At 60.0% G+C, this 14684-nt stretch carries 15 protein-coding genes; 9 read left to right on the top strand and 6 right to left on the bottom strand.

From position 1 onward, the window contains the following. Positions 1-42: 42 nt before the first annotated feature. The 9 genes from J7U39_RS28655 (at position 43) to J7U39_RS28615 (ending at position 7805) form a co-directional block, all read left to right on the top strand. Complete coding sequence (locus J7U39_RS28655; protein ID WP_168254693.1) at positions 43-1134, top strand: glycine betaine/L-proline ABC transporter ATP-binding protein; 1092 nt, start codon at positions 43-45, stop codon at positions 1132-1134. 13 nt (positions 1135-1147) lie between these two features. Continuing rightward, positions 1148-1993 (top strand): proline/glycine betaine ABC transporter permease, encoded by an 846-nt coding sequence (locus tag J7U39_RS28650; RefSeq protein WP_168254692.1) that lies wholly within the window; start codon positions 1148-1150, stop codon positions 1991-1993. Then, positions 1993-2847 (top strand): ABC transporter permease subunit, encoded by an 855-nt coding sequence (locus tag J7U39_RS28645; protein ID WP_085739312.1) that lies wholly within the window; start codon positions 1993-1995, stop codon positions 2845-2847. The genes J7U39_RS28650 and J7U39_RS28645 overlap by 1 nt, the downstream gene beginning before the upstream one ends. Positions 2848-2867: 20 nt before the next feature. Next, entirely contained in the window at positions 2868-3866 is a 999-nt protein-coding gene (locus J7U39_RS28640; protein WP_168300939.1) for a 4-hydroxyproline epimerase, read from the top strand. A gap of 24 nt (positions 3867-3890) precedes the next feature. After that, positions 3891-4880 (top strand): GlxA family transcriptional regulator, encoded by a 990-nt coding sequence (locus tag J7U39_RS28635; RefSeq protein ID WP_168254690.1) that lies wholly within the window; start codon positions 3891-3893, stop codon positions 4878-4880. Between the two features lie 328 nt (positions 4881-5208). Beyond that, positions 5209-5526 (top strand): hypothetical protein, encoded by a 318-nt coding sequence (locus J7U39_RS28630; protein ID WP_168254689.1) that lies wholly within the window; start codon positions 5209-5211, stop codon positions 5524-5526. 349 nt (positions 5527-5875) lie between these two features. After that, on the top strand, positions 5876-6220 hold the full coding sequence (locus J7U39_RS28625) for a hypothetical protein (RefSeq protein ID WP_168300890.1): 345 nt from the start codon (positions 5876-5878) through the stop codon (positions 6218-6220). After that, the gene (locus tag J7U39_RS28620; protein ID WP_210633118.1) at positions 6214-6873 is read left to right on the top strand and encodes an SDR family oxidoreductase; all 660 of its coding nucleotides are present in this window, start codon (positions 6214-6216) and stop codon (positions 6871-6873) included. Before J7U39_RS28625 ends, J7U39_RS28620 begins: the two co-directional genes overlap by 7 nt. 152 nt (positions 6874-7025) lie before the next feature. After that, complete coding sequence (locus tag J7U39_RS28615) at positions 7026-7805, top strand: aldolase/citrate lyase family protein (protein WP_210633117.1); 780 nt, start codon at positions 7026-7028, stop codon at positions 7803-7805. A gap of 425 nt (positions 7806-8230) precedes the next feature. On the opposite strand, the gene J7U39_RS28610 is transcribed toward J7U39_RS28615, so the two are convergent. The 6 genes from J7U39_RS28610 to J7U39_RS28585 form a co-directional block, all read right to left on the bottom strand. Further along, a complete protein-coding gene (locus J7U39_RS28610; protein WP_168254672.1) occupies positions 8231-9118 on the bottom strand; it encodes a ribokinase in 888 nt (295 codons plus the stop codon). Beyond that, complete coding sequence (locus J7U39_RS28605; RefSeq protein WP_168254671.1) at positions 9115-9990, bottom strand: MurR/RpiR family transcriptional regulator; 876 nt, start codon at positions 9988-9990, stop codon at positions 9115-9117. The genes J7U39_RS28610 and J7U39_RS28605 overlap by 4 nt, the downstream gene beginning before the upstream one ends. Beyond that, the gene (locus tag J7U39_RS28600) at positions 9987-10967 is read right to left on the bottom strand and encodes an ABC transporter permease (protein WP_168300943.1); all 981 of its coding nucleotides are present in this window, start codon (positions 10965-10967) and stop codon (positions 9987-9989) included. The genes J7U39_RS28605 and J7U39_RS28600 overlap by 4 nt, the downstream gene beginning before the upstream one ends. Before the next feature lie 26 nt (positions 10968-10993). Further along, entirely contained in the window at positions 10994-12511 is a 1518-nt protein-coding gene (locus J7U39_RS28595) for a sugar ABC transporter ATP-binding protein (protein ID WP_207246308.1), read from the bottom strand. 64 nt (positions 12512-12575) lie between these two features. Then, the gene (locus J7U39_RS28590; RefSeq protein WP_168300956.1) at positions 12576-13640 is read right to left on the bottom strand and encodes a substrate-binding domain-containing protein; all 1065 of its coding nucleotides are present in this window, start codon (positions 13638-13640) and stop codon (positions 12576-12578) included. 56 nt (positions 13641-13696) lie between these two features. Beyond that, positions 13697-14677: a sugar phosphate isomerase/epimerase family protein gene (locus tag J7U39_RS28585; RefSeq protein ID WP_168301011.1), complete on the bottom strand. Its 981-nt coding sequence runs from the start codon at positions 14675-14677 to the stop codon at positions 13697-13699. Positions 14678-14684 lie beyond the last annotated feature (7 nt).

Raw genomic sequence — 14684 nt, 5'->3', positions numbered from 1 at the left:
CGAATGAGAATGCCGGTATCAAACCGGCTCGCGGGGAACGCTATGACCATGTCAATGAATGATGCCGGCGATATCCTGATCGACTGCCAGTCGGTCTGGAAGATATTCGGAGCCAAGGCCAAGGCGGCCGTCGAGGCGGTAAAGACAGACGGCTTGTCCAAGAAACAGATCCTGACGGACTACGACTGCGTCGTCGGCGTCTCGGACGCCAACCTTCAGGTTAGGCGCGGCGAGATCTTCTGTATCATGGGACTGTCGGGCAGCGGCAAGTCCACGCTCATCCGGCTGCTCAACAGACTGATCGAACCGAGCCTTGGCAAGATCCTCGTCAAGGGCAAGGACATCTCCGCCCTGAATGCCGCCGAACTCCGCGACATTCGTGCCCGCAACATCGGGATGGTTTTCCAGAGCGTCGCCCTGCTTCCGCACCGCACCGTTCTGGAGAATGCCGCCTTCGGACTTGAGGTTCGCGGCGTCGGCAAGGAAGAACGATACAAGACAGCCCGCGCGGCGCTGGACAAGGTTGGCCTGTCCGACTGGACGACACGATACCCTTCCGAATTGTCCGGCGGCATGCAGCAGCGCGTCGGCCTTGCCCGCGCCATCGCCGCCGATCCCGAGATCATCCTGATGGACGAACCATTCAGCGCGCTCGATCCGCTGATCCGCCGCCAGCTTCAGGACGAATTCCGGCAACTGACCAAGTCGCTTGGAAAGTCGGCCGTGTTCATCACCCACGATCTTGAGGAAGCCATCCGGATCGGTGACCGCATCGCCATCATGAAGGACGGGGTCATCGTCCAGGTCGGTAATGCCGAGGAGATCGTGACCAAGCCTGCGGACGACTACGTCGCCGAGTTCGTTGCCGGGATTTCCAGGATTCATCTGGTCAAGGCGCACTCCGTCATGATGCCGGTTGCCGAATACACGCGCAGCCACCCGAATGTCGATGTTGGCTCGCTGCTCCGCACCACGCCCGAAGCGGATATCGGCGCCCTGATCGAACTGACCATGCAATCGAGCCGCGATGCCGTCGCTGTTGTCGAGGGTGGCAAGGTGGTCGGCATCGTTACGATACGTGGCCTGCTCTGTGGTGTCGCCGGCAGTCCCGCCACCGTGCCCGCTGCGGCATAGATCGGAGATGGTCATGGACACGTCCCTCATCACTGACAGCTTCGACGAGAAGATCGACGATGCGCTGAACTGGATCAGCGACAATGCCTCGTGGCTATTCGACAGCATCCGCGCCGTTCTGGAGGGCACCTATGACGGCGTCCTCTGGCTCGTGCAGCTTCCACCATTCTATGTGATCGCCCTTGTCGCGGCGGCGCTGGGATGGCGGCTGATCAACGTGCCGGCCGGGCTTTTGGTAGGCGTCGCCCTGCTCGGATGCGCGGTGATGGGACTGTGGGCCGAGACCATGAGCACGCTGGCCTTGGTGATCACGGCCACGTTCATGGCGCTGCTCATCGGTATCCCTCTTGGCGTCGTGGCCGGCTTCGTCAAATCTTTCGACAGGTTCGTCGAACCGATCCTCGATCTCATCCAGACCCTTCCGCCCTACATCTACCTTCTGCCGGCGATCGCTTTGATGGGATACGGACCGGCCACGGCTCTTCTGGCGACCGTCATCGTTGCCATGCCTCCGGCAATCCGCCTGACATCGCTCGGCATCCGCCGAACCCCGCGCGAGTTCATCGAGCTCGGGCAGGCAAGTGGCCTGACGCCGTGGCAGATGTTCGTCAAGATCAGGCTGCCCTTCGCAATCCCGAGCGTCATGGCAGGGATCAACCAGAGCCTGATGATGGCGTTTGGGATGGTGGTGATCGCAGGCATCGTCGGTTCCGGCGGGCTTGGCGAAACCATCTACAGCGCGGTGAGAACGCTCGATATCGCCACCTCGATCAACGCCGCCATCGCCATCGTCATCCTCACCATGGTGATCGACCGACTGACCCAGAGTGCGGCGCGCCGCGCCAATGGAGGCAAGTGATGGACCTGGACCTTGTTCGTTTCTCCCCCGGCGCTTACCTCGCCCCGGTCATCGACTGGCTGAACGCCAATTTCCATCCCTTTTTCGACATGGTGACGAAAGTGATCGAGGCCGTTCTGGGCGGCCTTGAATCGAGCCTGCTTTACCTGCCCTTCTACGCGGTCATCCTCATTGCCGTGGTTTTCGCTGCCGTCGTCGTTAATGTTCGCGTCGCGGTAACCAGCGCGATCGCGCTGACCTTCTGCTTTCTGGCGGGCCTGTGGGAGGCATCGATGCAGACGCTCGCTCTGGTGACGGTGTCGGTGTGTATCTCGGTGTTGATTGCGTTTCCGCTCGGCATCCTGGCATCCCGTTACCGCAAGTTCGAGGCGGCCATCCGTCCCGTGCTCGACATCATGCAGACGGTCCCGCCTTGGGTTTATCTCATCCCTGCCGTGATGATCTTCAGCCTCGGCCGCGTGCCTGCCATCATCGCCACGATCGTCTACGGCGTGCCACCGATGCTGCGATTGACGACGCTGGCCTTCAGTCAGGTTCCGAAGGACCTGCTGGAACTCGGGCAGGCCACAGGCGCCTCGCCCCGCGCCATCCTGTTCAAGATCGAAATCCCCGCGGCGACGCCAACACTGCTGGTGGGGCTGAACCAGTGCATTCTTCTATCGCTCGCCATCGTCGTTCTTGCAGGTCTCGTCGGAGCGGGTGGTCTTGGTGCCGAGGTGACGCGCGGCCTGACACGAATGGAAATGGGGCTTGGCCTTCGTGCGGGCCTTGCCATCGTCGCGGTCGCAATCTTCCTCGACCGGCTGTCGCGTGGTGCCCTTCAGCGCAAAGCACCGGCTACGGCCGGAAACTGACATATTCGAAAGGTCTTATCATGCGGCGCAGCTTCTTCTGCATTGACAGCCACACCTGCGGCAATCCGGTCCGTCTCGTTGCCGCGGGCGGCCCGCTTCTTCCGCATCTTCCGATCACTGAGCGCCGGGAACTGTTTGTCCGCGATCATGACTGGGTGCGACAGGCTCTGATGTTTGAACCGCGAGGCCATGACATCATGTCCGGCGCGATCATCTATCCGGCCTATCGCGAGGATTGCGACTTCGCGGTCATCTTCATCGAAGTCAGCGGATGCCTGCCCATGTGTGGCGCCGGCACGATCGGTCTCGTGACCGCCGGCATCGAGGAAGGCCTGATCACGCCGCGGGTAGAAGGCAGGCTTTCCATCGAGACCCCGGCGGGCCGTGTCGATATCCAGTATGAGAAGCCCGGCGAATTCGTGGAATCGGTGCGGATGTTCAACGTGCCGAGCTATCTCCACGCCGCAGACATTGCCGTCGATGTCGCAGGCATCGGGCGCCTGATCGTCGATATCGCCTATGGTGGGAATTACTACGCCGTGGTGGAGCCGCAGGCCGCGTGGTCGGGACTGGGCGGCATGTCCGCCAGCGATATCGTCGATCTCAGCGTCAAACTGCGCGACGCATTGGCCAAGATCTGCGATCCGGAACATCCGGATGACCCAAGGATCAGGGGCGTGCATCACGCTCTGTGGTGCGACACGCCGACCAGCGACAAAGCCGACGGGCGTGGCGCTGTCTTCTACGGCGACAAGGCCATCGACCGGTCTCCTGGGGGTACCGGCACCTCGGCACGCATGGCCCAGCTTCACGGCAAAGGTCGCTTGCCTGCCGGCGAGACCTTCCGCCAGGAAAGCCTGATTGGTACGGTCTTTGAAGGGCGCATTGAGGCAGAGGTCGACGTCGGTCCGTTCCACGGCATCAAGCCGAGTGTCGGCGGCTGGGCACGGATCATCGGCCACAATACGATCTTTGTAGACGATCGAGATCCTTTGGCGCACGGTTTCCAGATCAGATAAAGGCCAAAGCGCGGTGGAGTTGAGATGAAATCGTTGGAGCCAAACGCGCCTGTCGACCGGCTGAAGATCGGTTTCGTGCTCGCGAAATCGTTCACGCTCTCTGCCTTCGCCCTCTTCGTCGACACGCTCCGCCTGGCGAGCGACGAATTCGACAGGTCAGGCCGGGTACTGGCCGACTGGGAGGTGCTCGGCAGCACGCGGCATCTGACAACGTCCAGTTGCGGCGTCAAGCTCGCGCCGACATCGGACTTCGTTGATCCCAGCCAGTTCCAGTACATTGTCGTGGTCGGCGGTCTGCTCAACAACGGTCCATCCGTCGACCAGGAAACGGTCGACTTCCTGAAGAAGGCATCGACAAAAAAGGTCAAGCTGATCGGTGTGTGCACCGGCTCCTTCATCCTTGCCGAAATCGGCCTGATGAAGGAGCACCGGACCTGCGTCAGTTGGCTGCACTACAACACGTTTCGCGAGCGCTTCCCCGACCACCAGGTTCGGTCCGATCGGATTTTCAACCTCGACCGGACAAGGGGCTCCTGCGCCGGCGGCAGCAGCGCCGCCGACATGGCGGCATTGATCGTCCGTCGTCACATCAGCAAGGAAGCCGAGCGCAATGCGCTCGAGGTTCTCCACATTGAAAAGGCGCGAACCGCGCTTGCCATCCAGACCCGCAAGCCGCTCTCCATCGAGTGCAAGGATCCAAGGATTAGGGCCGTGCTGATCATGATGGAGCAGCATATCGAGGGTCGATTGCCGATCGAGGAACTCGCCGCATCGGTCGGGCTCTCCAGACGACAGCTCGAGCGCCTGTTTATGGGGGAAACCAAAAGCTCCCCCGCCCTCGTCTACCGACGGGTGCGGATGGAACGCGCCAAGCAACTGCTCATCAAGACTAAAGCCTCCTTGATCGAAGTAGCGCTCGAAGTCGGCTTTGAAAACGCCTCCCACTTCTCCCGCGCCTTCTCCCAGACATTTGGAAAAAGCCCAACGAGGATGCGCGCTACCGAGTTGAGCTAGCGGGCACTTTGACAATTTGGTGAGATACGTTCCCCAGATTACGATTCATTGATCGCCTTGCAGGGATGCGAAACCGGCGTCCCGTCGCCACATTCGGCTAAGCGCTGAGGAAGATTTGGATACCAGCGACGCAAACAGCACGGTCCTATAACGTCGCAAGGTCGCGCGGCCACATCGCGTTGGCATTCGCTCGGAAGCGACTGAACTACGAGATTTCAATCAACGTGTACAGGACCGGCGATGGAAATAGGTGTTCGCGTCCGGCTGGTTTGGTGTTGTGCAGCTATCTGAAGCTGGCTATTCAGGCAGGCGCGATGGGGAAGCTTTGATGACCACAAATCTCGAGAGGCAGTTCGACACGGCAATGATGTCGATCTACCAGCGGGCCAAGACCGAGGCCAGATACAATGCCAACGTTTTTCTGGGTATGCTGAATGATCGCGGGGGGCTTGCAACGGCGCGCTATCTCATAAATGCCACGTCACCTTCCGAGGGATACACGAACCTTTGGGAGCGCAACAGGCTCGATCTCACCGTGGAGGCACTGGTGCTCGACAACAGCAAGTGGCGTTCGCTCTTTACGGAGAATGAGCTTGCCAAAGCCAGGGCCCGGCTTGTCGCTTATAACTACCAGTTTCCGCATTGAATGCTGAGGCCGTCTCCCTGGCATTGTCACCGCCGCTCAACGATGCACATCCGCAGAATGGGTCGGGATACCGGTTGCCGGGCAAGCTGAAAAGCGCCTGATTGCAGGTCCCGCTTCGACTAGGCCGGGAGATACACGACCTGTCCCTCGGACCGACCGCAACGAGCGTCTTGTCATCGAGGAAAACCAATCCCGGGACCTCGCCCGGAAGCGTCGCGGTGGTTTCGATCTGCTGCACGGCCTGCCCGTCGCGGGTGTCCAGAAGGGCGATGGTGCTTTCATCGGCACCAATCGCAAGAAGCGGGCTTGAAGGCGCAATGGCACAGGCCCTGAGATCCGAATATCTCAGATGCTCTTCCAGATTCCAGATTACTCGGGACCACAGGGCATCGCGGTCGAAGATGTAGCGCCTGATGACGTCGTCTTGCGCAACGGCGAGCAGTGCTGCCCGGGTCCCAGCCGCGGTTTGGGGTCATTGCTGGAGGGGTTCCAGTGGGCGCTTTCGAGCGGTGCAAACGTGATCTCGACGTCGCTCGGCTTCGATTTCCCGAGCTATTGCGAGTGGCTGGTGGAAAAAGGGTACGCACCAGAAGCAGCGACCTCTCAAGCGCTCGAAACCTTCATTCCATCCGATCGGGCCGGGAACATCACCGGGCAATCGTTGGGTGTCGATCGTGGAGAGGTACCGTGGTGAACTCGCTGGCAGGTAAAAGAGCGCTCATCACGGGCGCGGCAAGTGGGATCGGCCTTGATTTGACGACGCACGGCGACGCTTTCGAAATCCTGCCCTGCGATCTAAGCGTTGAGGAGAGGGTGGCCGCCGCGATGCGGCAAGCCGCCGCCGCCAGATTGGCCGGTCTCGATATCCTTGTCAACAATGCGGGCGTCATGGAGGAGGCTCCGCTGGGCGCGATCTCCGCCGCGCAGGTCGACAGAATGTTTGCGGTCAACGTAAGGGGCGCGATCTTCACGACGCGAGAGGCCCTTCCCCATCTGCCTGACGGCGGAAGAATCTTTAACGTCGTGTCGGAACTGGCCTATATCGGCCGCGCCAATGCATCGGTATATTGCGCTACGAAGGCTGCACGTCTGGCGCTTACCCGCTCATGGGCGCGCGAACTTGCGCCGCGCATCCTCGTCAACGCTGTTGCGCCTGGTCCGACCGACACGCCGTTGCTTGGTTTCGAAACCATGGACGATCGTATGCGAGAGATGGAAACAGCAAACCCCCTTGGGCGCATCGGTCGACCGGAGGAGGTCGCAGCCGCGATAGTGTTCCTAACGGGGCCAAGTGCGTCGCTGTTCGTGGGTCAGTGCATTGGCCCGAACGGCGCTGTCATGTTCTGATGCATCGCCAGCGATTGCGCGCGGCGCACAATCTTCGGCTCGGTCTGTCATCTGGTGGTGCGTTTCTAGCGATGGAAGTGAGGTTTGAAGCATTACACGTCAACAGCGCGTTCTCGCGTTTGGGCGGTAATCTCGATCAAACGGAGGAAACCATGGACGAAAGCGGATTGCAAAATTTCCTCAAGAGATTGAGGTCCGGCAAAGCCAACTATATGGGCTGGTCGGGATTGAGTGACCCGATGCTCGTGGGCTACATCGCGCGCGCGGGATACGACGCTGTACTGCTTGATCAACAGCATGGGTTCCACGATACGGCGTCGTGCATCTCGTGTATTTCGGAAGCCGCGCTGACTGGTACCCCCATAATCGTCCGTGTGAGCGTGAATGATTTCGCGCAGGCGGCACGAATGCTGGATTGCGGCGCGGCGGGCGTCGTCGCTCCGATGATCAATTCGGCAGCCGACGCGAGGCGGTTCGTATCGCACGGCAAATATCCTCCACTTGGACAACGTAGCTTTGGACCTGGCCGGGCTATGCAATTGTCTAGTGCAACCGATGACCAAGTATTCGTTCAGTCTGCCAACGGGAATACGTTGGCGATCGCCATGTGCGAGACACGCGAGGCTCTCGATGTCCTCGATGAAATCCTGAATGTTCCCGGCCTCGACGGCGTTCTGGTCGGTCCTGCTGACCTCTCGCTCGCCTTGTGCAGCGGCATCATGGATCCAAACGGAAGCGCAGTGCGGAACGCCACTCTCGATGTTGCCCGCCGCTCCCGCGCGAAGGGAAAGATCGCATGTGCGTTCGCGGGAACCGTTGAACGCTCGCGCGAGCTCGTGCGCGACGGCTTTCAGCTTGTGTCTGTGGAGTACGACGAAAAAGTAATCGCCGACGCGTTCGCGAAAGTCCTGAATGAAGCCAAGCAGGTCTGACTTCGAACCTCTGCCGGGCGCATTGGAATCGGATGAAAACACGATGTCCGTAGAGCGCCACATGCCTGCATCCGCGCCGTTCAGGTGAAAAATCTCGATCCGCTTACTCAAAGGCCATCGCGGTCGCCGTCGCCTGCGCGCCAGGCCGGCCGTCTCGGAAGAACAGGTACGCGTTGGTTTTCACCGCTGAAGCTTACCCCCTTCTATTCGACCCACGCGGGCGGAAAACGGGGAGGGCTGGAAGTCGACCGCGGCTACCGATAATAGGGACTTGATCTGTCTTGGTTCGTGCATGTCGTCCTGCCAGACTCGACCGATGCTATGTGATGGGTCTCTCAAATGTTAGGAGAATGAGACGCCAGAACTATTATTCTGGAAGGCGGCGTAGTCAGTTAGCGCTGAAAGCGCCCCCTATTTCAAGTCTCTCACACACGATCTTTTTCAGGGGTGCTGACCAGCTTCGCGGCGGCGATATTCGCTTTTCGAAGAGCAGAGTTCATCGTTTTCCCAGATGCAATTTCTGCAGCCAACACGCCAATGAACTCGTCACCAGCGCCATGGGTGCTCTCAACAACGATCTTCACGGCCTCAATAAGGATTTCATGGCCTTGGCGGTCTGCAAAAGCGACACCGTCACCACCTGCGGTCACCACGACCTCGGGAAAGACATTCACAAGCTTCCTTGCAGCTTCCAGAGCGCCATCGAGTGTTTCTACGACTGGAACCCCTGACAGCATTTCCGCTTCTATTGCGTTGACGACGAGGATATCGATGAGCGGCTGAAGATCGAACGATAGCGGACGCGCCGGCGCGGCATTGATCAGCACACGGCCGCCGCCTCTTTTTACAGCCCGTGCCGCCGCGACGTTGGCGGCGTCGGGAATTTCGCTCTGCAAAACAAGCAGCGTCGTCCTGTCCAAAAGAACCTGGGCCGCGGCAACATCGCCGTCGCCAAGCGTGAGATTGCTTCCGGAAACGATAACCGCGCCATAGTCTCCCTCCGCGTCGAAGATCGCGACACTCATTCCGGTGGATTGCGATCCATCGCGCCGAACGAAAGTGTGATCAACATTTTTGCGAGCGAGATTGGTGATAAGAAACCGCCCAAAGTCGTCGTCGGCAACCGCCCCTATCATCGCCGTCGCGACACCGGTTCGAGCCGACGAAACAGCCTGGTTGCCGCCCTTACCGCCGCTTTTCGGGTGCCATGATGTTCCCGTCACTGTTTCACCCTTGCGCGGCCGCGCCGGTCCCATCACGGCGATGTCGTAGTGGAGGCTGCCAAAGACGGTAACGAGGGGTGCAGTTGTCATGGGAGTCGATCTTTTCGTTTGGACGTGACGGCGGACATGGTCCGCTCGAGATTGCGTTCGGCAGCTTTGTAGTCACGCTGGGCAACGGCAACGAACACAGCGTCAAGGATGTTGAGCTGCGCGATCCGCGCGGCGGCATTCTCGCCCATCAGAGGAGAACCCTGCGCGGTGGAACAAAGCACCACGTCGGCCGCCTGTGCCAACGCGGACGAGTTGTAGTTGGTGATAGCAATCGTGCGAGCGCCGTTTCGCCGGGCAAGCTGGATCGCCTCGATCACTGCCGTGGTGTTGCCCGAATGGGAAAAGCCGATCGCAATGTCTCCGTCGACCAGCAGCGACGCCGACATCAGCATCATGTGCAAATCATCGAAGACGCTGGCCCGCACGCCGATCCGCAGAAATTTGTGCGACACATCGCGTGCAATCTGCGCGGAGCCGCCCACACCATAGAAATCGCGCTGTTTGGCACGATGGATCAGATCCGCCGCCCTGTCGAACGCCTCCATGTCGAGTATCGACAATGTTTCTTCCAGGGCATTGATCGAGGTGCGAAAAACCTTTTGCACGATCTCCTGCGACGTATCGTCGACGGACAATTCTTGATGCATTTCGGCCGTGGGCTGGCGGTTATACTGGCTGACCGCCGCACGGAAATCCCGATATCCGGCAAAACCGAGTTTCTTGGTGATCTTCACCACCATGGCTTCCGAAACACCCGCATCGTCGGCAATCTGCTTCAGCGATGTGTCGTCGCCGAAGTCGCGCAACGCAAAAACCGTATCGACCACCTTTGCTTCAAGCGGCGTCAGCAAGGGCATCATCATGCGGATGCGAGGGCCGACGGCTTTCGTGTCGAAGTTTTCAGTATTCATTCTCGTCCCCTCGTGGCGCGATCGATCATCATCGCAACGAGGATTATAAGGCCGGTTGCCAGCAGTTGATAGAAGGCCTGGACGTTCATCAACGTGAGGCCGTTGCGCATAGTTCCGAGAATGATGGCGCCCAGGATCGTTCCCAGAATGCTGCCCTTGCCGCCCATCAGCGAGGCTCCGCCGATGGCCGCAGCAGCAATCGCGTCGAGCTCCCAGAGGTTGCCGAGGATCGGTTCGGCAGCGCCTAAGCGCCCGATCAGAATCAGGGACGCAAGAGCTGCAAGCCCACCGGAGATCACGTAAGCCGTGATCTTGGTGCGCGCGATCGGGACACCGGCGACGTAGGCCGCTTCCTCATTGCCGCCGACGGCCAGGAGATATTCGCCGATCGGGGTTTTCTTGAGCAAGACCCAGGCGGCTAGCGCCACGACGGCAACGATCAGAACGGGCATCGGAATACCGAACAGGTTTCCATTAAAGAGCGATCGAAAACCCGCCGGGATGCCGAGAACAGGATTGCCGCCGGTATAGATCAGCGCGAGCGCGCGATACGTGCTCAACGTTCCGAGGGTCACGATGAAGGGCTGCAAACCGACATAGGCAACCAGAATTCCGTTTATGAAACCGCAGGCCATGCCGATCCCGAGGCCCGCCAGGATCGCAAGCGGAACCGGGGTTCCGGAAAGAAGCAGAGTCGCCGTGATGACCGCCGATATCGCAGCAGTCGGGCCGACAGACAGATCGATGCCGCCCGATATGATCACCAATGTCATGCCAAGCGCCAGACAGGCGTTGATGCTCGATTGCTGCAGGATATTGACGAGATTGCGTTCCGACAGGAAGCCAGGGACCAATGTCGAAAACACGGCCATGATAACGACGAGGCCGATCAGCGTGCCGGCGTCTCGCAAAGAAAACGAGAAGCGCGCGAATACGGGCGAAAGTTTCGTGTCGGCGGCGGCCGGTGAATTGCTCATAACGTGTTCCTTTATGTCGCCCACGCCTAGGCGGCCGGAGCTGGCGTGCGGCCAGTATTCGCACCGGGAATGGCATGCGCCACGATGGCGCTTTCTGTGAGGTCAGCACGCGCGATCTCCGCAGCAATCTGCCCGTCGCGCATGACAAGGACACGATCGGAAAGCCGGATAACTTCCGGCAGTTCGGAAGAGACCACCACGATGGAATGCCCATCGGCGGCCAGCGCCTCGATCAGGTGATAGATTTCCGCCTTGGCGCCGACGTCGATGCCGCGGGTCGGCTCGTCGAACAGGAGAATCTGCGATTTGCTTGCCAGCCAGCGCGCGATGATCGCTTTCTGCTGATTGCCACCGCTGAAGAGCCGGATCGGTCTGTCCAACTGGAAAGGCCGGAGATTGACGCGGCGCAGCAGGTCCTGAGCCGTGTTGCGCAACTTGCCGCCCTGAATGATGCCGGCTTTGGAGAAGCTCTCCAGCGAGGCAAGTGCCATGTTGATGGTGACCGAGCGGACGGGAATGATCCCCTCCCGCTTGCGCTCTTCAGGAACGAGGCCGATGCCGGCGGAAATGGCATCGCGGGGATTGCGCAGGTTCACGGTTTTGCCGTCTATATCGATCGTGCCTGCCGTCAATCTGTCCGCACCCGCCAGAAGGCGCAGGAGTTCCGTCCGACCGGATCCGACAAGCCCTGCAATGCCGAGAACTTCACCGCGGTGAAGTTTGAACGACGCGTCCCTGATTTTCGTCAGCGACGAGAGCCCGCGCGCCTCGAGTTTCACCGTCGCGGTCGCGTGTGAGACATGCTGCTCCTGCATCAGCTCACGGCCGACCATCATCGTGATGACATCTTGGTGGGAAGCCGTCTGGACATCCACCGCACCGATAAGCTTGCCGTCGCGCATGACACTGGCGCGCTGGCAGATGCGGAAGACTTCGTCCATCTTGTGCGAGACATAGATAATCGACACGCCACTTGCCGATAATTTTGTTATGACCTCAGCCAGCCGTTCGAACTCACTCGGTGTCAGACTGGATGTCGGTTCATCCATGGCGATGATCCTGGCGCGGTCGAGCAATGCCCGGGCAATCTCGACAATCTGGCGCTGTGCCACCTTGAGCGAAGAGATTGGCGCCGCGGGATCGATGCCGGGTTCGATCATCGACAATGCTTCGGCAGCCCGCCGCTCCTGCTCTCCTCTCGAGACGAACAGCCCGCCAACGGTCGTCAGCGGATGCCCGAGGAACATGTTCTGCGCTACACTCAGATGCGGGACTTGCTGCAGTTCCTGGTGGATCATGGCGATGCCGGCACCACGCGCCTCCATCGGCTTGCGAAAGGAGACATTTTCGCCGTCGACAAACATGGACCCGGAGGTTGGACGAAAGACGCCGGAAAGGATGCGCAGCAGCGTCGACTTTCCCGCGCCGTTTTCACCGAGAAGCCCATGGATTTCGCCGGGCGCGACGTCGAAGGAGACGTCGGACAATGCGTTCACGCCCGGGAAGCTCTTGGATATCGCTTCGAATCTCAGTCTCGGTGTCATTGCGTCACCCTCCCATCGGCAAGAGATGCCGGCCAGAGCGGCCGGCATCTTCGTCAGTTGGCGATCAATTCGCCGCGGCGGCGTCTTCCATCAGCACGGCACGGACATCGACGCCTTCGCCCTGGTATCGAGCGACATTGTCCTTGGTGATAAGCGCCTGCGGCGTGGCGACGACGCGGGGCAGTTTCTGGCCGGCGACAAGGCGCAAGGCGGCTTCAAGCGCCACTTCACCGGTCAGTACCGGGAAGCTGTCGACGGTGCCCGTCAATTCGCCGGCCTTGATCGACGTATAGGCATCGGAAATGCCGTCCGTGCCGAACACGGCAACCTTGTCCTGAAGGCCGGCCGCCTTGACCGCCTCGACGATACCCAGTGCCATCCCGTCGTTATTGGCATAGAACCCGATCAGGTCGGGATGCTGCTGCAGGATGTTGGTGGCGGCGTCATAGGATGTCTGGCGATCCCAGTTGCCCGGAACGCTGGCGACGACTTCGAACTTGCCGCTTTCGCTGATCGTCGCCTTGAAGCCGTCGGTACGCTGGACGGCGGCGTAGACACCGGCCTGGCCTTCGACGATCGCAACCTTGCCGCCATCCGGCCGGTTCTCGACAAACCATTTCGCCACGCGCACGCCATTGTCGCGCTGGACGTTGCCGACATAGTGCTCCGCCTGCGGAATGACCGCATCATTGACGTTGACGACCGGAATGCCCGCGGCCTTCGCCTGTTCGATGACCGGCTGAAGATTGGCGTCGGTCTGCGGCGAGACCAAAAGAACATTGTATCCCTGGGTAATCAGGCCCTCGGCGATTGTCAGCTGGCCGAGTTGGTCGCCTTCGCTCTGTGCTGCCTGATAGACCACCGGCACGCCGGCCTTGTCGCCGAATTTGGTGTAGCCTTCACCCAGCGAGCGCCAGTATTCGTTGGTCAGCGTCTTGGAAACTGCACCGGCCTTGGTACCTTCCGGCAGCTTGGGAAACGCGCCGAGCTTGGCTTCGAGCTGCGACCAGTCCATGCGATCCTTTTCGGTGTCGGAGTTGAGTGGCGCAAGTTCCTGCGCGACGGCGGCGCTGAACAGGAAACTGGCAACCAGACCTGCGGCAACGGTCGTCTTCAAAAATGTCTTCATCGGTTCCTCCCGAGTGTGAAATTCACACGCCGTCCGGCGTGCTGCGGTGATGGAGTTCAAGCCCCCGCGCCAAGCATCGCTTCTTGAATGATGGACTGGGCGGAAACGGCATCCTGACGGTCAATCGCGCCAGACAGGCGATTGTCCTGCTCAAGGCGGTCCACGACATCAAGCATGCGCTTGACAGTCTGGATGTTCACCTCGCATTCGTGGACCGGATCGAGTCCGGTCATATCCGGGAATGTGTCGAAGTAGATCGCGCCGTCATAACCGTCCTTGCGGATCTGGCGCAGCAGTTCGATCGTCTGTTGTGTGTGAACGGCGCCGACCATCAGGCCATCGTCACGCTTGGCATAGCCGTCGTTCAGGTGAACGCCGAGAATACGGCTGTAGCGCGCTATCAGCGCCGCCGCGAAGGCCGGCTGCTCATCGGCATAGAGCACATGAGCGAAGTCCAACGTCACACCAAGATTGGGGAGGCCGACTTCCTTGATGGCCAGCAGCGTTGTGGCGCAGTCAGGCATCAGGCTATAGGAGCGCGGCTCGTTCGGCTTGTACTCGATGCTGATCTGGCAATCGGGATCATGCTCGCAAACTTCACGAATTCCAGAAATTTCGTGTTGCCACAAGGTTGCATAGTCGGCCTGGAACGCGTAATCGAATCCATCCTGCCCGAGCCAGATGGTCATCAGATTGCTGCCGGCCTCACGGGTGGCGTCGATGCCCTTCTTCGTCAGGTCGATGGCTTCACGGCGAACCGCTGCATCAGGGTTGGTGAAGGCGCCAATCTTGAAAGCGGGATTAGTGTAGTAACGCATCGCAAAGCCGTTGATCGCAAGGCCCATGTCCCCGATCTGCCGCGCCAATTCGCGCGGGTCTTCGGAGACGTGATCGGGATAATTGAGATCGAGATCCGTCAATCCATCGACCTTTGCAGCACGGGCGACCATCTGCTTGACACTTGGCTTCCCGGAAAGATCAGGCCATTCGGCCTGCGGCCGGGAGGCAAAGGAGTTGAGGCGGGTGGCGAATTTCAATGGGGTC

Origin of the sequence: Rhizobium sp. NLR16a (assembly GCF_017948245.1) — a bacterium.
GTDB lineage: Bacteria > Pseudomonadota > Alphaproteobacteria > Rhizobiales > Rhizobiaceae > Rhizobium.
Note: the sequence above shows the minus strand (reverse complement) of the source record. Positions and strands in the feature narration are given on the sequence as shown.